The sequence below is a fragment of the Calidifontibacillus erzurumensis genome, from assembly GCF_013303125.1.
GTDB lineage: Bacteria > Bacillota > Bacilli > Bacillales > Bacillaceae_J > Calidifontibacillus > Calidifontibacillus erzurumensis.
The window spans coordinates 254,996-271,914 of record NZ_JABTTE010000002.1 but is presented as its reverse complement, the minus strand read 5'-3'; the positions used below and the strand labels follow the sequence as shown (position 1 = coordinate 271,914).

At 34.3% G+C, this 16,919-nt stretch carries 23 protein-coding genes; 4 read left to right on the top strand and 19 right to left on the bottom strand.

Annotated elements, in window-relative coordinates; translation table 11 throughout:
* Window positions 1-7: 7 nt before the first annotated feature.
* The 6 genes from ftsL to HR057_RS03190 all read right to left on the bottom strand — a co-directional run bounded on the left by ftsL (window position 8) and on the right by HR057_RS03190 (window position 5,013).
* Complete coding sequence (ftsL, locus tag HR057_RS16950) at window positions 8-358, bottom strand: cell division protein FtsL (RefSeq protein WP_173729960.1); 351 nt, start codon at window positions 356-358, stop codon at window positions 8-10.
* A gap of 24 nt (window positions 359-382) precedes the next feature.
* Window positions 383-1,315, bottom strand: a complete 933-nt coding sequence (gene rsmH, locus HR057_RS03210; protein WP_173729959.1) for a 16S rRNA (cytosine(1402)-N(4))-methyltransferase RsmH — start codon at window positions 1,313-1,315, stop codon at window positions 383-385.
* Window positions 1,316-1,376: 61 nt separating this feature from the next.
* Window positions 1,377-1,808 (bottom strand): division/cell wall cluster transcriptional repressor MraZ, encoded by a 432-nt coding sequence (gene mraZ / locus HR057_RS03205; RefSeq protein WP_173729958.1) that lies wholly within the window; start codon window positions 1,806-1,808, stop codon window positions 1,377-1,379.
* Window positions 1,809-1,978: 170 nt separating this feature from the next.
* Entirely contained in the window at window positions 1,979-3,604 is a 1,626-nt protein-coding gene (gene bshC / locus HR057_RS03200) for a bacillithiol biosynthesis cysteine-adding enzyme BshC (protein WP_173729957.1), read from the bottom strand.
* Between the two features lie 118 nt (window positions 3,605-3,722).
* Window positions 3,723-4,106 carry a DUF3397 domain-containing protein gene (locus HR057_RS03195; protein WP_173729956.1) on the bottom strand — a complete coding sequence of 128 codons (384 nt, stop codon included), beginning with the start codon at window positions 4,104-4,106 and terminating at the stop codon, window positions 3,723-3,725.
* Window positions 4,099-5,013, bottom strand: a complete 915-nt coding sequence (locus HR057_RS03190; protein WP_173729955.1) for a 2-dehydropantoate 2-reductase — start codon at window positions 5,011-5,013, stop codon at window positions 4,099-4,101. The genes HR057_RS03195 and HR057_RS03190 overlap by 8 nt, the downstream gene beginning before the upstream one ends.
* Before the next feature lie 202 nt (window positions 5,014-5,215).
* Between HR057_RS03190 and HR057_RS03185 the strand changes: the two genes are divergently transcribed.
* A complete protein-coding gene (locus tag HR057_RS03185) occupies window positions 5,216-5,689 on the top strand; it encodes an N-acetyltransferase (RefSeq protein ID WP_173729954.1) in 474 nt (157 codons plus the stop codon).
* Between the two features lie 25 nt (window positions 5,690-5,714).
* Here the strand turns inward: HR057_RS03185 and HR057_RS03180 are convergent, their stop codons facing one another.
* From HR057_RS03180 to HR057_RS03165, 4 genes are all read right to left on the bottom strand, one after another.
* Window positions 5,715-6,344 carry an RsfA family transcriptional regulator gene (locus tag HR057_RS03180; RefSeq protein WP_173729953.1) on the bottom strand — a complete coding sequence of 210 codons (630 nt, stop codon included), beginning with the start codon at window positions 6,342-6,344 and terminating at the stop codon, window positions 5,715-5,717.
* Between the two features lie 89 nt (window positions 6,345-6,433).
* Window positions 6,434-7,198, bottom strand: a complete 765-nt coding sequence (locus tag HR057_RS03175) for an enoyl-CoA hydratase/isomerase family protein (protein WP_173729952.1) — start codon at window positions 7,196-7,198, stop codon at window positions 6,434-6,436.
* Between the two features lie 206 nt (window positions 7,199-7,404).
* Window positions 7,405-7,578, bottom strand: coding sequence for a 50S ribosomal protein L32 (rpmF, locus tag HR057_RS03170; protein ID WP_173729951.1), 174 nt, complete (start codon window positions 7,576-7,578; stop codon window positions 7,405-7,407).
* A gap of 25 nt (window positions 7,579-7,603) precedes the next feature.
* Window positions 7,604-8,131: a YceD family protein gene (locus HR057_RS03165; RefSeq protein ID WP_173729950.1), complete on the bottom strand. Its 528-nt coding sequence runs from the start codon at window positions 8,129-8,131 to the stop codon at window positions 7,604-7,606.
* A 237-nt stretch (window positions 8,132-8,368) separates the two neighbouring features.
* Here HR057_RS03165 and HR057_RS03160 point away from each other — a divergent pair, with 237 nt between their 5' ends.
* Complete coding sequence (locus HR057_RS03160) at window positions 8,369-9,604, top strand: nucleotidyltransferase (RefSeq protein WP_173729949.1); 1,236 nt, start codon at window positions 8,369-8,371, stop codon at window positions 9,602-9,604.
* 16 nt (window positions 9,605-9,620) lie between these two features.
* Here HR057_RS03160 and HR057_RS03155 read toward each other — a convergent pair whose 3' ends face one another.
* Together HR057_RS03155 and HR057_RS03150 are read right to left on the bottom strand one after the other, a co-directional pair.
* Window positions 9,621-10,688: a SepM family pheromone-processing serine protease gene (locus tag HR057_RS03155; RefSeq protein WP_230474333.1), complete on the bottom strand. Its 1,068-nt coding sequence runs from the start codon at window positions 10,686-10,688 to the stop codon at window positions 9,621-9,623.
* Window positions 10,685-11,473, bottom strand: a complete 789-nt coding sequence (locus HR057_RS03150) for a patatin-like phospholipase family protein (protein ID WP_173729947.1) — start codon at window positions 11,471-11,473, stop codon at window positions 10,685-10,687. The genes HR057_RS03155 and HR057_RS03150 overlap by 4 nt, the downstream gene beginning before the upstream one ends.
* Window positions 11,474-11,627: 154 nt before the next feature.
* On the opposite strand from HR057_RS03150, the gene ylbJ reads away from it, so the two are divergent.
* Window positions 11,628-12,863 carry a sporulation integral membrane protein YlbJ gene (ylbJ, locus tag HR057_RS03145; RefSeq protein WP_173729946.1) on the top strand — a complete coding sequence of 412 codons (1,236 nt, stop codon included), beginning with the start codon at window positions 11,628-11,630 and terminating at the stop codon, window positions 12,861-12,863.
* 8 nt (window positions 12,864-12,871) lie between these two features.
* Here the strand turns inward: ylbJ and coaD are convergent, their stop codons facing one another.
* Both coaD and rsmD read right to left on the bottom strand, forming a co-directional pair.
* Complete coding sequence (gene coaD, locus HR057_RS03140; RefSeq protein WP_173729945.1) at window positions 12,872-13,360, bottom strand: pantetheine-phosphate adenylyltransferase; 489 nt, start codon at window positions 13,358-13,360, stop codon at window positions 12,872-12,874.
* 42 nt (window positions 13,361-13,402) lie between these two features.
* Complete coding sequence (gene rsmD, locus HR057_RS03135) at window positions 13,403-13,957, bottom strand: 16S rRNA (guanine(966)-N(2))-methyltransferase RsmD (RefSeq protein ID WP_173729944.1); 555 nt, start codon at window positions 13,955-13,957, stop codon at window positions 13,403-13,405.
* Between the two features lie 409 nt (window positions 13,958-14,366).
* Between rsmD and HR057_RS03130 the strand changes: the two genes are divergently transcribed.
* On the top strand, window positions 14,367-14,756 hold the full coding sequence (locus tag HR057_RS03130; protein ID WP_173729943.1) for a DUF7147 family protein: 390 nt from the start codon (window positions 14,367-14,369) through the stop codon (window positions 14,754-14,756).
* A gap of 53 nt (window positions 14,757-14,809) precedes the next feature.
* Here the strand turns inward: HR057_RS03130 and HR057_RS03125 are convergent, their stop codons facing one another.
* The 5 genes from HR057_RS03125 to ylbD form a co-directional block, all read right to left on the bottom strand.
* A complete protein-coding gene (locus HR057_RS03125) occupies window positions 14,810-15,088 on the bottom strand; it encodes a YlbG family protein (protein ID WP_173729942.1) in 279 nt (92 codons plus the stop codon).
* 78 nt (window positions 15,089-15,166) lie between these two features.
* Window positions 15,167-15,604, bottom strand: a complete 438-nt coding sequence (locus tag HR057_RS03120) for a YlbF family regulator (RefSeq protein WP_173729941.1) — start codon at window positions 15,602-15,604, stop codon at window positions 15,167-15,169.
* 95 nt (window positions 15,605-15,699) lie between these two features.
* Window positions 15,700-16,101, bottom strand: coding sequence for a hypothetical protein (locus tag HR057_RS03115; RefSeq protein ID WP_173729940.1), 402 nt, complete (start codon window positions 16,099-16,101; stop codon window positions 15,700-15,702).
* Window positions 16,102-16,209: 108 nt separating this feature from the next.
* On the bottom strand, window positions 16,210-16,455 hold the full coding sequence (locus HR057_RS03110) for a YlbE-like family protein (protein ID WP_173729939.1): 246 nt from the start codon (window positions 16,453-16,455) through the stop codon (window positions 16,210-16,212).
* 23 nt (window positions 16,456-16,478) lie between these two features.
* Entirely contained in the window at window positions 16,479-16,895 is a 417-nt protein-coding gene (gene ylbD / locus HR057_RS03105; protein WP_173729938.1) for a YlbD family protein, read from the bottom strand.
* Window positions 16,896-16,919: the final 24 nt, after the last annotated feature.

The window sequence follows — 16,919 nt, the reverse complement described above, 5'->3', positions numbered from 1 at the left end:
CCTATGACTAATCCCCAATCACTTGAACATTATTATTGATCGTCAAACCTTGTTGTTTGGCTATTTGTAAAATTCGCTCAGGCTTTGATAATTCAGTAATTTCTTCATACAATCCGCTGTTTACTTTCTCTTGCGCAGTAATTTCGGATTCCAAAGCCCGTATATCATTATTCATTTGTATGATTGCAGCTTGTTTGGAGATAATCAACATACAACCTAATGCACTCATGAATACCAAAAATGTGATAAGAAATTTTTCCCCTACTGTTAGACTACTTTTCTTTTTTAGGCGTGCCTTTACTTTTACATTTTTATGCTGATTTTTTTTCGGGCTCACTTGATAGGCAAGGTTGCTCACAAAAATACCTCCTTAAATCGACTGTTATAGTTTTTCCGCTACTCTTAATTTAGCGGAACGGGCACGATTGTTAGATTCAACTTCTTCCTTCGATGGAAGGATCGGCTTTTTAGTAATAATTTTTAATTTTGGTTTATATTCTTCCGGAATTAGAGGCAAGCCTGGCGGTAATTCTGGGCCTTTGCTCCATTTGTTGAAAATTGTTTTACAAATGCGGTCTTCTAGTGAATGAAAGGTGATAACTGCAATCCTACCCCCTGGTTTTGTAATTGAGATAGCATCTTCGAGCGCTTCTTCAAAAGCTTTTAATTCATCGTTGACAGCAATCCGAATCGCTTGGAAAACTCTTTTTGCAGGATGCCCTCCCGTTCTTCTCGCTGGAGCAGGAATTGCTTCTTTAATTAATTCTGCCAACTCAACAGTTGTTTCAATCTTTTTCTCTTTTCGATAGCTTTCAATTTTTCTAGCTATTTGTTTTGAAAATTTTTCTTCACCATATTTGAAAAAAATTTTCACAAGATCTTCATAATCCCAATTGTTTACAACATCATAAGCAGAAATAGGTGCAGATTGATCCATTCTCATATCTAGCGGTGCATCTTGATGATAGCTAAATCCCCGCTCTGCTAAATCAAGCTGAGGTGAAGAAACCCCTAGATCAAATAAGAGTCCATCCACTTCTTGAACGCCTCGATCCTCCAGCTCTTTTTTCAAGTAACGAAAATTGCTTTTAATTAATGTTACTTGGTCTTTATAAGGAGCAAGCTTCTCCTTCGCATATTGTAAAGCCATATCATCTTGGTCAAATGCGTACAGCCGCCCAGAGTTTGATAGTTTGGACAATATCAATTCACTATGTCCCGCACCACCAAGTGTACAATCTACATAAATCCCGTCTGGCTTAATATTTAATGCAGAAACAGCTTCTTCTCTTAAAACTGTTACATGTTCAAACATCTAGACACCTACTCGTTTTCGTACTTTATTTCAATCGTATTATTTACTTCTTATTTTGCGTTTATATATCAAAATCAACCAAACTTTCTGCAATCTCCGCAAAAGTATCTTCTGATAATTCGCAATAAGATTCCCAACTTTGTTTACTCCAAATTTCAAACCGATTGGATACGCCAATGATGACGCAATCCTTCTCTAGTTTGGCATATTCACGAAGCGGTGCAGCTATCGTTACTCTGCCCTGCTTATCAAATTCACACTCAGTAGCACCCGAGAAAAAGAACCGGGTAAATGCGCGAGCGTCTTTTTTCGTGAAAGGGAGCGCTTTTAATTTATTTTCAAGCATTTTCCATTCTTCATGGGTGTATCCAAACAAACATTGATCAAGGCCTCTCGTAAGGACAAACGTCTCCCCAAGGAGATCTCTATACTTAGACGGTATGATTATTCGGCCTTTTTGATCAATCGTATGGTGGTATTCACCCATGAACATATGCTACTCCCCACTTTCTGACACTAGAATACCACAACCCACCACTTTTCACCACTCACTTAAGAAATTATTCGTGAAAAAAATAAAAAAACCTGCCTTTAAGGCAAGTTTTTGCTCGACAAATCTATATTTTATATTTGTTATTTCTCGTCATACTGTGCTGAAAATCGTTATAAAAAGATAACTTTATGATTTCCGTTCCATCGATAATCCAAGTGCAATAATTGCTCGATAAATTCATATCCATACTCATTTAAGTAATAATAAATATTCCAAATCCGTTCTTGGGGAGCTTGAAGTGGCTTTAATGAGTTTTCGATATGATTAAATTTATTCATTTCAACTTCATATTTCAATCGAATTGATTTTTCTATTTTTTCTTTTAAAAATTGAATTTGTCTTTCGATGATAGCTGCATTTTTTTCTGCCAAATCTTTTAAACCTGGGTCAATTTGAATAGCCAATTCTTTCAATGGATCATGCGCTTTTTTTATCGCATTTTTCGTTTGTAGAGCTGTTTTGTCGATTGAATCAGGTCTTCTACTTTCAAACCATTTCTCTTTCATCTGTCCGCAGCCTTTTTGCAGTACTTCTTCAAGATCCAATTTGAATTCTGTTAAATATTTTTTCGTCTTTCGATCAACAATTGACATCATTAGACGAGGTACAATAGGCGGAACTTTTAATCCAAATAAATGGAAAGCTTTTTTCAATAAAGACCAATAAGCAACTTCACCGGGACCTGCAATAAATGCTAACGTTGGAAAAATATATTCTTGTAAAAGCGGCCTTGTTACAACATTGTTGCTTATTGATGACGGATTTTGTTCAGCAATTGTCAATAATTCATTTTCGGTAAAACAACATTCATTATTTTTTCCAACAAATTTTCCATTTTTTCTTTCCAGTAAAATCCTATCACCATCTTTAACGTAAAAAAGATGGGCATTCTGTTCATGAATTTCAATTGGTTCACCAAATCCCAATTCAGAAACCGCCAATTGGCTCGTGAAGACTTGTTTAGCTAATTCGTCATTTTGTTTTATAAGCATTTTAATAAACGGGAGTCCGATTTGACGAAAACCAACATCACCTGAATCAACAATGACTAATCCTTGATTTTTAAACAAGCGAAAAACAATTTTTATAAAAAAATCTACATATGTTTTGGAACCTCTTAAATCTTCATCAAGATGAATTAAAAGGTCGTTCGTATACTCTGTTTCAGTTAATGTGCTGAAAACTTCCTTGATCCATTCTTTTGCTTTCTGTTGATCAATGTTCAAAATAGATGCCGGACATTTTTTAAATACCTTTTGGCCAATTATTCGTTTTTCAATCTTTCCATTTTTTAAGACAAATGTATGGTTGATCTCGGCAAAATCATGATCTTCCCCTGCAACCCAAAAAATTGGTACAACAGGAACTTGTAATTGTTTTTCAGCTTTTTTAGCAAATGAAATGATCGAAATGATTTTATGTATCGTATATAGCGGACCGGTTAACAAACCAGCTTGTTGACCACCGATAACAACAACCGACTTTTCATCAGCCAATTTTTGAATGTTTTGCAAAGTTTCTTTATCCGCTGTAAATTTTTTATTGTACTCCATCAAATAATTGACTAATTTTTGCCTTGGGAATGTCTTATGATATAACTCATTTAAACGATTTATATATGTCTCTTTATTTTCAATATCGGGATAATCAAAAAAGTTTAGAACTGCATCATTTTGTTTCATATAATGCGATGCAATTTTATTCGTCGGCAAAGAGGAGACATCCAATAATTCCATGTATATACTTCCTTTCTAATATACATCAATAACAATGACTTTATTTAAGAGTATAACAGACGAACGGGCACTCCCCCAATATTTATGCCTATGAAATTTGCATCGTTTACAAAGTGGTTTATAAATCTGTTAACCGTTTAAATAAACCGTATATGATTAACGTAAAATAGCCGAATGAAAAAACCAAAAAATTAAATCTCCAAAAACCTTTCCAAACTTTTTTAAAAATAATTTCATTATTCATTTTCCATTGTAAAAAAACAAAAACAGAAGCAATTACAATTAGTAACAATAAAATGATCCATAGAAACGATTGACCCCAAATCGCAATAATTAAATAGTGGACAGCTGTGATAAAAAAGAGGGTGGAAATGTCAACTGATAAATGAAACGATTTCTTTTTACTATGAGTGATCCAGCGGGTAACCCAATAGACGATTAATATTGCAAAAATTGGAATGGTGATAATTGTTGCGATCATTGCAGCAATGAAATCAACCATTTCCCTCCCCCTCTCTTTTATTTTCCATACCTTTAATACTGTTATATAGAAAAGAAGTTAACGGCATATTCATACTATTCTTTTTTCCTTCCGCAAGTAAATACCCTAATATTGAATCAATTTCTGTTGGACGGTTGTTTTCTATATCTTTATACATGGATGAAAAATTTTCACTAGTTTTTTTACAAATCGCAACCACTTCATCCCATACTTTCGAAACGTCCTTTAATTCTACCGCACAAGTAACTTCCTGAAAAATAGCTATCATATTGTTGTAAAAAGATTGATTGGTTAACAGCGCCCCATTTTTCACTTTATAAAGTGCAGTTAATGGATTAATAACTGCATTAACAATCAATTTTTTCACTAAGACTGGATACCAATTTTCCTCCATTATTGTCCGAAACCCTATCGCATCTAATTCTTTAACAAAACGGTCAAAAGAGGCTGTCTTTTCTTTAAAAGGAGCAACTTTAATTTGACCTTCACCTGTATGAGCAATACAAGTGTCTGAATATCTCAAAACGCCATGTTCAACAATTCCTACATATATAGAAGGTGAAGACAGTTCACTCAAATACGTTAGATGACCCATTCCATTTTGTAAAAATAATATTGGCTTTGTAATTTGACTGTTAGATAAAAAATCAATCACTTTTTTTACATCATACTGTTTTACTGTGACAATAACAATCTCTTCCTCGCCGCTCAATCCTTTAGAGATTGGCAAAGCTTTTATTGCAAAATTTTCGGCAATGCCGTTTTTATACATTTTCAATCCTTGTTCATTTAAGGCTAATGCCTGCTCTTCTCTTCTAGTATAAATAATCGGTTCCATTTTAGCCTTGCTAATATATGCTGCTATTAACAAACCGACCGCTCCACCGCCAATAATTGCAACTTTCATTGTAACCTCCTAATGCAAGACATGCTATAACATAACCTTATTTTAGCAAAGGCTTCGTCAAATAACAGCTTTGTTTTATTTTGATTAATTTATAAATTTATAGAAAAATGAAACTTTTTTAAAAAGACCATTTATTAGAAGAATTTTTCTTTACAATATATTATAATGGATGTAGAAAAGCGTGGAAAAGGAGGATTCTCTTATGGAATTCGTACCAATTGAAAGGTTATCCATTAATTTTAAAACTCTTGAAGATTTTAAGAGTTTTAAAGAATTCGGAGACCAAGAATTGCAAATGATTGATGATCTGCAAGGAAGCATTATTGAAAATGATTGCAATTCGCCTTTTTATGGTATTTATTACGGGGATAAATTAGTTGCACGGATGAGCCTCTATCATACAGATAAAAAATTTGACTATCTTTTTGAACCGAAAAGAGAACATCTTTATTTATCGAAGCTCGAAGTTTTGCCCCAATACCGGAACAGAGGTTTTGGTAAACAACTGATTGATTTTGCCAAAAGCTTTAACCTTCCAATTGTTACTAAACCACGTGTGAATTCTGAAGGTTTTTGGGTAAAAATGGGTTTTATGCCTTTTAAACCAGTTAAAGATGTTGGTGAAAAACTATTAGTTTGGTATCCTGAACATTTATCTGATTCTAAAATTAACTAATAAAAGCTGACATAATTGTCAGCTTTTATTTTTGTATCCTTTCTAAATTTCCGTTTTTATCCATTTGGAACTTGAATTTTGTCCCTTCATCCTGCAGAACTACCATTTTACGAGCTCTTTCCATAATTTCGATTAATGCTTTATAGTCTTCTTCAATTAAATTATAATTTTCGGTTAGTTTATCAATTTTTCCTAATAACTCATTTTTTTCTTCTTGTAAAGCATTTATTTGACTTTTCAATTTTTCATTTTCTAACTTTAAATTTTCTACATTTTTTATTGTAGATTCAAGTGATGACAAGAAACTGATAACACCTTCAAAAGTGATTCCTTGGATATTTGCCTGGTTATGATCATTATTTTCTTTTTCAAAAATATTTTTTCTTTCATCATTGCCTGTTGAAACCTCGTTTAAAGGCCGATCTTGGACTTCACCTTTTCTCTGTTTTTTTGCTAATTCGATGGCAGATTTATATTGTTTTCTAATTGTTGAGTTCCATCTAAATCCACATGCCGCTGCTGTTCGAGAAAGCTTTTTTCCTACCTCATCAAAAGCAGCCAATTGGGTGCTCCCTTCACGAATATGCCTTAAAACTACTTCCGCCAATAATAAATCTTCATCTTCCGTCCATGCATCCTGTCTTATTGTAGACATCTCTCTACCTCTCCTATTGTTTTTTTTACTATATTTATGCAAACAATAGAAAAGATAGAATCTAAAAATCTAGTGATTGCAAATAAATTTTACTTGTTTTCTAAAAATGCTTTGACGGCCTCATGGTGTTCATCAGATTCCCACAAAACAGCACATTGCTCAATTTCTAAAAACATTCGCTCCCGCAAGTTTACCTCTTTCCATTTTCTAATAGCAGCATTTTTATAAGCTTCTAACACACCTGTACTTTGGGAAAGATAAGGCGCAAGGTAAGCTTCGCATTGTTCGCGAATTTCATTTTCATCAAAAAGTTTATGAATAAAGCCAAGTTCATATCCTTCACGGGCGGAATATTGTTTTGCAGTCATCAATAACGTCATCGCTTTATCGTAAGGCAATTTCTCGAAAAGCATGGAAGCGCCGCCCCATCCAGTCGTAATTCCTAACTTTCCTTGCACAAAACCAAATTTAACATTTTCATTTGCCAAGCGAAAATCACATGCTGTCGCAACTTCACAACCTCCTCCAATAGCTGTGCCGTTTAACAAAGCAACAGTCGGCTTCGGAAGTGTCATTAGAGAGTATAAAATTTCTCCCATTTTCGAAAGCATGGCATATGCCTCATCTTTCGTATGCAAGTTATGAAAGACGGATAAATCTCCTCCTGAACAGAAAGCACGATTACCTGCCCCTGTAATTACTAACACTTTATCATCTTTATTGGCCGCAACTTCATCAATCGTTGCTTTAAAAATATCCATCACTTCATAATCAATCGCATTTCTTTTTTCCATACGGTTAATCGTTAACCAAACAATACCTTTTTCATCTCGTTCAACTAAAACTTTTCCCATTCCCATGCCCCTCTTTCTAATTTTTCAACACCCTTTTATTATTTTTCATTTCCATACTTTTTTCCTGCAAAAATTAAAAAAACACGTAATTTACCCACAATGGCAAATTGCGATGTCTTTTCTTTTATTTTAAACCTTTAATGAGTCAAGTTTTCTTAAAATATAAAAAAGAAAAAACGCAGAGATTAATTCTCCGCGTTTTTTCATTAGTTATTTACAACTTGATTACCTTTATAAGTACCGCATACTTTGCACACACGGTGAGCAATTTTTAATTCTCCACAGTTCGGGCAAGCAACCATGCCAGGTACTTGTAATTTATAGTGCGTGCGACGTTTTCTTTTTGCAGTTTTTGAAGTTCGTCTAAAAGGTACAGCCATTATTCCCACCTCCTTAAAAGGTTAACTAGTCATTTTCTTTGTTTTCTTTAAAGAAATCTTTTAAGGCTGCAAGACGTGGATCTATACGATCCTTTTTTGCTTCCTCTGTTATTAATTCCCAGCCTTCTCCTGATTGTGGTGCTCCACCTTCTAAAGAGGCATCATCACAAAAAATTTGGATAGGTATCTCTAAGAGGATATTTTCCTTGATCATTGGGAATAAGTCAAGAACTTCTCCCTTAATATGATGAATATTTTCTTCATCATGATCGCAGTAATCCTCGTCGGATAAAAGATACGTTTCTTTTGTGTCAATCGAAAATGAATAAGGGACATCTTTTAGTGTCCGAGAACAAGGAAGTACCATTGTTCCTTCAATTGTCAATGTAAAAACAATTTTATTAGCGACAAAATCTCCGTGCCCTTTCACTTGAACCGGGGAAATTTTCCGTATTTCAGAAATTCCCGTTAGTTCACTTACATCAACAATTTCATCAACAATCATTTGTCCTTTATTCCTGTATTGTTGCAATTGATTCAAATACCATTTCAATCTTCTCACCTCAAGGCAACAAAGGTTATTATAGCTGTCAAACAGTTATTTGTCAATATTATACCTTTACACTACATCTATTAAGAATTAAAATCCCTTTGGAATTCCTACGTGGCTAATATTTCAGATGAAGTAAAAATCAACTAATAAAGAATTTTTTACTAATAATACTACTTTAAAGTACAATAAATAAAAAAGTTTATTTTTCATATAAAAAATTTAAAGAAAGGATGCAATATGAAAGCTGTTGGTATTATTGTAGAATACAATCCCTTCCATAATGGACATTATTATCATGTCCAAGAAACTAGAAAAGTTACAGGAGCAGACGTCGTTATAGCAGTGATGAGTGGGAATTTTTTGCAACGCGGTGAACCTGCACTAGTATCAAAATGGACTAGGACGAAGATGGCTCTTGAAGGCGGAGTCGATCTTGTTATCGAACTTCCGTATGCTTTTGCTACACAAAAAGCTGAAATTTTTGCATATGGTGCTGCTTTCCTTTTAGATGCCCTACAAGTTGATTGTCTTTGTTTTGGCAGTGAAAGTGGCGATATTAATGCTTTTAAACATACCGTAAAAATGGTAAAAGCGAAAAAAAAAGAAATCGACGACTATATCCAAAATGCCAAAAAACAAGGAAAAAGCTATCCACGACTCGCTTCAGAAGCTTATCAATCATTGCAACTTTCAAATAATGTCGTCGACCTTTCACAACCGAACAACATTTTAGGGTACCATTACTTAGAAGCGCTCGATCGGCTTCAAAGTCATATTAACCCGTTTACGATTAAAAGGAAAAAAGCAAATTATCATGATCACGAGTTTGCTGATAATAGGTTTGCGAGTGCAACAAGCATCCGTAAGGCGTTAATTGCTAATGGTAGTTATTTAAAAGAAATTCAAGATGTCGTTCCAAAAACGACGTATAATCATTTACAAAATTATTATCAAGATTTTGAAATGTATCATTTTTGGGAAGATTATTTTCCTTTCTTAAAATACCGGCTTCTCTCAACTACAGCTGCTGAACTAAGGCAAATTTATGAAATCGAAGAAGGACTAGAACATCGATTGATCCATTTAATTTCTGAATCTGCTACTTTTCATGAATTTATGACAAAACTAAAAACAAAACGGTATACATGGACAAGATTACAACGCATATGTGTGCATATTTTAACAAATACAACAAAAGAACAAATGAAGGCAGTTGCAATTCATCCTACTTACATTCGTTTGCTAGGCACAAATTTAATAGGTCAGGCATATTTAAACAAAATTAAAAAAAATATTTCTTTGCCTATTGTATCAAGACTAGCATCTTTTTCTAACGAACAAATTGCCCTTGACATTAGAGCAGCCAATATATACGCATCATGTTTACGTGAAAAGCAACGTTCAAAAATGATTAGGAATGAATTTGCGCAACCACCGATCCGCTATGATCAAATAAACAGCCGTTTTTTATAAATGAAAAACGGCTGTTTCAATCTTTTGGCTGTAATTTTTGAAGATAAAGAACAGCTTCATCAAATGTATCAACCGGTATAATTTTCATTTGTGAGTGAATTTCTTTTGCCGTCTGTAATGCTTCCTGATAATTCGTCAGTATAGGCTTTCCAGTTGGATCGACTCGTTTTTTTCCTTGTTCATTAGGTGCAAAAAAGATTTCAATTCCTGCTTTATCGGCTGCAACAATTTTTTGAGCGATTCCGCCAATACGGCCGACCTTTCCATCATATCCAATCGTTCCAGTTCCAGCAATTTTATACCCTTTTGTCAAATCTTCATCGATCAGCTGATTATATATTTCAAGTGCAAACATTAAACCAGCAGATGGGCCACCGATTTTATCCGTATTAATTTCAACAGGTGGGTTTACAGTAACTTTTCTGTCAGTAACAAGAATGATTCCTAATCCAACTTTATCTTGTCCGTCTCCAGTTTTCTCTTTTGGAAAAACAGCGATTGGGATTTTAACTTCAATAATTTTTTCATCGCGTTCTAATTTAAGAGTAACAATATCACCTTTTTTCTTTTTAGATAAATAGTTCGTAAATTCTTCCGCTGATTTCATCTTTTGCCCATCAATAGAAAACAAACGGTCGCCAACCTTTAGCTTTTTTTCCGCAGGCATACCAGCAACAAGGCTCATGACATAAACGCCATTATAATCAATTTTTATATCTTTTTTCGCTTTCGTATAGGCAACAACGGTTGCTTGTTCCTTTGAATTTTCCATCATATGAAGCTGCCTATGGGAATAATCATCTTCTGACTCACCCTCGGGGATAATATAACTTTCCGGATAAATTTCATAGTAATTATTCATTTTTGCCCATGCATATTGAACAAAGGTTGCTTTGCCAATTCGTACAGTTGTTAATGAAAAACTGCCCCGTTCCTTATTTCCACCCTCAACTTTCACAATTTCATTTAATTCCATGGCTGATCCAGGTGCTGAAATGTAATAAGGCAATGGAAAAAATGTTAGAAAAAGCGTTACGATAGCAAAAGCTATGAACGGTTTTAAAATCTTTTTGCGCTTATTCAACGCCGTTGCTCCTTCCATTTCTGAATTGCATTTAAAATTAACGGAATTTGCTTTTTCGCTTCTTCTTCCCCAATACGGATAATGTCTTCAGTATTTGTAAAAGCCTTAGCACTATATTGCTCTACACGCGGCTTGATTAAAACATCTGCATCAATTTGCTTAATGCGAGCCAACTCATCTTGCAAAATGTCAATACTTTGGAGGATGACATCAAAGATTGAAGTAATTTCAGCAGCTCCTTTAATTTGAGAAACATCTACAGCAATTACAATGTCCGCCCCCATTTCCTTTACAACCGATATTGGTACCCGATCCACAACACCTCCATCAACAAAAAGACGATCACCGATTTTTTCCGGAACAAATATACCTGGTATCGATATGCTCGCTCTAATAGCTTCCGCAAGTGGTCCTTCCTTAAAAATAAATTTTTCGCCGTTTTTTATATCTGTTGCAACAATCCAAAGTTTCGGTGAAAGTTGATCGATCGTTTTCCGCATTGTAAAGATACGTATAAATTCCTTAATTTTTTGTCCTGCAATAAAACCCATTTTCGGAATTGTAAAGTCAAGATAATACTTTCGTCTAAAAGCAGCTGCTAATTTATATAGCCTATCAAGATCGTGTCCTGCACAATAAAAACCACCTACCAATGCACCCATACTGCTGCCAGCAATGAAATCAATCGAAATATTTGCTTCACGCAACGCTTTTAATACACCAAGATGCGCAAAGCCTCTAGCCCCTCCAGAACCAAGCGCCAAGCCTATTTTTGGTCTTTGCAAGAGCTTCCCCCCATCTATCCTTTTCCTTATTTTAGGTCTATTCCAGCCAAGCTATCGTATATTAGTAACAGACAGGATTTAATTGACCTTATTTTACCATTCTATATTCACCAAGTATAGAAATAAGAACTCAAGATTCGTTGGAGGGCTATACGTGACGCGTTCTAAACTTAAAACTATTCTACTTGCAATTTCCATCTCCCTTGTTGCATTTGGCTTAATTTTTTTTCCGAAAGAATCTTTAGAAGCCTCAAAACGCGGTCTGCAAATGTGGTGGGAAGTTGTTTTTCCATCGTTATTGCCGTTTTTTATCGTATCCGAATTATTAATCGGCTATGGTGTCGTAAAATTTATAGGATTTTTATTGGAACCTTTTATGAGGCCGTTATTCAAAGTTCCAGGCATTGGCGGAGTAGTTTGGGCAATGGGGATGGCATCCGGATTTCCGGCTGGGGCGAAACTAACCACGAGGCTGCGTCAAGAAAAACTGTTGACACGAATTGAAGCAGAACGATTAGTGTCATTTACGAATTCTTCGAATCCTTTATTTATTTTTGGAGCTGTATCGGTTGGTTTTTTTAATAATGCTAATATTGGCATTTTGTTAGCAATTTCTCATTATTTAGGCAACTTTTGTGTTGGGTTAATGATGCGATTTTATGGAAGAAACGAAAAAGAAGAAGATGTTTCTATAACAAAAAAAACTTATTCCCTTAAAGAAGCTTTTAAAATCCTTCATGAAACTAGAATGAAAAATCAAAAACCAATCGGAAAAATGTTAGGTGATGCAGTTACCTCTTCTATCCAAACATTATTATTAATCGGCGGGTTTATCATTCTTTTTTCAGTATTTAATCGCTTGTTATACATAGTGAATATTACAGAACTGGCTGCACACTTTCTTGGCTTTGTTCTTGCCATATTTCATTTTTCAACTGAACTTGCCTTGCCACTTTTTTCAGGCATGTTTGAAATAACATTAGGAAGCCAATTAACAAGTCAGGTAGAAGATGTTGATTTGTATTATAAAGTTGTTATTACTAGCTTTATTTTGGCTTTTAGCGGTTTTTCAGTGCAAGCTCAAGTTGCCAGCATTTTGGCACAAACAGATATCCGTTTTCAGCCATTTTTCCTAGCAAGAGTCATGCACGGTTTCTTTTCAGCATTTTTTGCCTATTTGTTATGGAAACCTCTTTACGTTGATATGTATGTATTCGGAAACGACAATGCGGTTCCTGCTGCAGGTGGAATGGGACTTTCTATTGTTTATTCCTATTGGGATTTTATCTTGCAATATGGAGCCCTTGTAACGATATTCTCTTTAATCATTTGTATACTAATTTCGATAAAAACTGACAGACAGACAAAGGATAAAATTATAAAAGGCTGAATGGATATTCAGCCTCTATCTTTATATTTTTCTCTTAATGCTTCTTCCACTTCTTTAGGTACAAGCGTGGAAATATTCCCATGATACTTTGCAGCTTCTTTTACAATGCTTGAGCTTAAGAAAGAATATTGATTATTCGTCATCATAAAAAATGTTTCAATGTCTTCCCCTAATGTCCTGTTCATTGATGTTAATTGCATTTCATACTCAAAGTCTGATACAGCACGCAATCCCCTTAATATTGCTGTAGCATTTTTCTTGCGTGCATATTCAACTAACAGGCCATTAAATGATTCGACGATTACATTCGGAATATCTTTCGTTGCTTTTTTAATAAGATCGATTCTTTCTTCAACAGTAAATAATGAGGTTTTTGCAGAGTTATTTAAAACACCTACATAAACTGTATCAAACACTTTTGCTCCACGTCTAATAATATCTAAATGTCCATATGTAATTGGATCAAAACTTCCTGGACAAACTGCAATACTAGCCATTTAGTCCTCCCCTTTCAACAAGCATTTTGAATTTTCAGTTTATTATTCATATTTAAATAATGAAATCGCTGTCGTACTGCCATAGCGTTCCCTTCTGACTAAACGCAACCTGCCTATATTTGATGGGAGTTCTAAATCTCCCTCATGTTCTGCAATAATGACACCGTCTTCCGTTAACAACCCCCCAATATCTATTACTTCAATTAATTTTGGCAAATCTTTATGTTTATATGGCGGATCTAAAAAAATATGTGTAAATTGCAATCCACGCTTTATAAGCGCTTTTAAAGCCCGATTGGCATCATTGCAATAAACTTCTGATTTCTCTTCAAAACCACATGTCTTTATATTATCTTTAATTACTCCAACTGCTTTTCGGTCGTAATCGACAAAGATAACTTTGTCAAGTCCTCTGCTTAGGGCTTCTATACCTAATCCGCCGCTGCCTCCAAATAAATCTAGTCCATTACCGCCCTCAAAAAAAGGGCCGATCATGTTAAAAAGTGATTCCTTTATTTTGTCTGTTGTTGGTCTCGTTGTCATCCCCGGAACAGCCTTTAAAGGTCTTCCTTTGCATTTTCCAGCAATCACTCTCATTTTTTATCACCCAGTTTATTTTTCTGAAACTTTGCCCTGTATTTGTAATAATTAGAAAGATTCACTTTATCCTACCATAAAAAAAACATAGTCAACAATATATGTAATTAAATTTCTATGTATAGTAAAAAAACTTTTGGTCATAATTAATAGTAACAACATTATTTGGTGAAATGATGTTGTTGCCAACCGCGGAGAAGACTTACGTTTCCCCATAAGTTCTTCCTCCGGTTTCTCCTCTCCCTTTTCCTTCTTCGCTCTTGGATGAAGTTTAGCGTCCAAGAATATGGAAGGACCCTGCGAAAGCAGGGATTTTTTATTTTCTTCTAATCAAATCCTTTGACGTTTTCCTATTCAATTGATAAAGTGAGAATGGCTGCACAATGTTTATTGTTGGGAGTGGGGGTTTATGATTCAACGCTTTATAGAAATTGGACAAGGTTATTCTGATATTTATGAATTATTAGAAATTGCAAAAACTAATAAACATAGAGTTCTCCATTTAATGGAGTTTCATACAAAAATTAATAACAATGACGTAACCTCTCTTGCCATTGTCCTACAACCTGCTGAATCTGGTGACTTTCAACCTATCTATATTTGCAGGGAAGGCATTCCAAATCCTGCAAAAAAACTTACAAAACGGTACGAATTATTTACAGATTTAGCAAAAGAATTGAACAAAGAAATTATTTCATTACAAGTAAAACCATCAACATTTTTTGCAGAAACCGAACTATATTATCAACATTTAATCGGAATTCTTCGTATGAATCGCTACATTCCTCCTTTGGGATAGTAGAATTTAAAAAACCCCCTTGCATCTATCATGAATGCAAAGGGGGTATTATTTTAAATGCCAATTTTATAATCATATTCTTTTGCTTTATCCGGTTTTGAGTTTTCAAACTCTGTTTTTAAGAAAGGCTTATATGAAAGCTCTACTTTTTTTACAAATGGTAAAGATTCAATTTTTTCGACTGTTTCTTCCACTCGTTCCATATCCATATAAATGACTACATATTTCAACTTTTTGGATACGTAATGAATATTTCCAAATTTTTTCAGGTGTTTCACTTGTTTTAACGAATGGATCCACACGATAACACCTTGTCGATTACTAAAATTCATTTTTATCACCCTTGTTCAAGAACACTATTGCCTTCATTAGTCAGAATAGCATGAAAATGAATAATATTGCAAGCATTCCTATGAGGAACACCCATGGTTGCCCGAACATCCTCCACACCCCGAAGATGATTCAAAATACGGATTGCCAGTAGGAACTTTAATATGAGGCGAAACGGCATGGCCAATTAATACGCTGATTTCATCCAATAAACTTTGTAGTGCATTTTCAGCTTTTTTAAATTCATAAACGCTCTCTAAAAGGTCCACTTGCCTTTTTAATTCCCTCGTCTCTTTTATGACTTTAAAATAATCGGGATGATACTTACCAAAACGGTGAACTTCCTCATATTTTTCCTTTTGTTTAACAAATTTTTTAATTAAACGTATGGCTTTCTCGTCATTTCTTAATTTATATAAACGTTGATAATATTCTTCAACGACATCCGACTGAAGAATCATCATCGATAGTTCATCAGCTACATTTAAAATATTTACCCTTTCTTCCGTAACTAACATTTTTCCACCTCCAATTTTATCATATCATGAAAGAACATCTAACACTAATAGAAGAGACCGACACACTTTAAATACTTGTCGGCCTCTTAATTAAGCTAAATTGTCACATCAAATTCTTTTTTAATATTGTATGGTGTTCCGTCATTTTGGACAAGCTGCAAAGTAATTTTGTGATTACCTTTTGACAAACCTTTAATAATAAAAGCTGCAGTATAAATATCATCGATTTTTTTGCCATCTAAATAAAGCTGCAAATATCCATAACCTTTTTTATTAATTTTATTGTCATTCCGTTTTGAGAATACAAAATTTGAAATAACACATTCCACATAAATATCATTACCTTTTACAAAATGTTTGACGGTAATTGGATCATTTTCAATCCCTCTTTGCCAATTACTCATTACAGCAGACTGTTCCCAAAGATTTTCTGCATCAACAGTTATATGATTTATGAACAAGAAAAACGAACCAATTAAAATGAATAATTTAGTCATATTAATACCCACCTTCAACAAGATTTTGTCCATTTTTTATTTATCCATATTGTGACCTTCCCTAAAAAAAATAATCTTTCATAAAAAATAAAAAAGGGCACTTGGCCCTTATGAATGATTGTCGTTGCCCATTACTTGGAAAAGACTAAATATCATATGAACAAAGTCCAATTGTTCTTTTAAACGATCGATTCGTTGAGGAAATGTTCTACCGTAAAAGATTTTTGCTTCTTCCTCAATTTCATATATTTTTTCTGGATTGCGTGTTAAAACGCGATACCAAAAAGGGTTCTCCCTAATAAACGCTAGCAAATCTGGCCGGTGAGCCAAATAGTTTTGAATTTCACGACGCATTGCGTTAACAACTCCAAAAAGGATTAATCTTTATGATAAAAAAACGGCGGCCTAGGCCCTGGTCCTGGCAGTCTCGGATGATTGTTCGGTTGTTTAAATCCTTGAAATTGTTCAATGATTTGTTGTACATTTGCAATTGCATTGCTCACATTCGATAAATGTTTCTGAACTTCATTCATATCTATATTTTTTAATAGTGAAAAAATTTGAGACATAAAATCTGAGTTATTTTTTTTGAAGGAATCTTTACTGGAATCAGCAGGTAATTCAACATCAGTTGATTTATATTTATCCCACATACTGTCATCTTCGCCAAACATGTACCAGTCTTCAAAAAACTCTTGCCACGTTTTTTGTTTAGAGCGAACTTCCTTTATAATACCTGGATGACGTTGTACAAATTTTTTGAACTCGGACACTTTCGGATGCAATTTTCCCATCATGTTCACCTCGAACAAACTTCA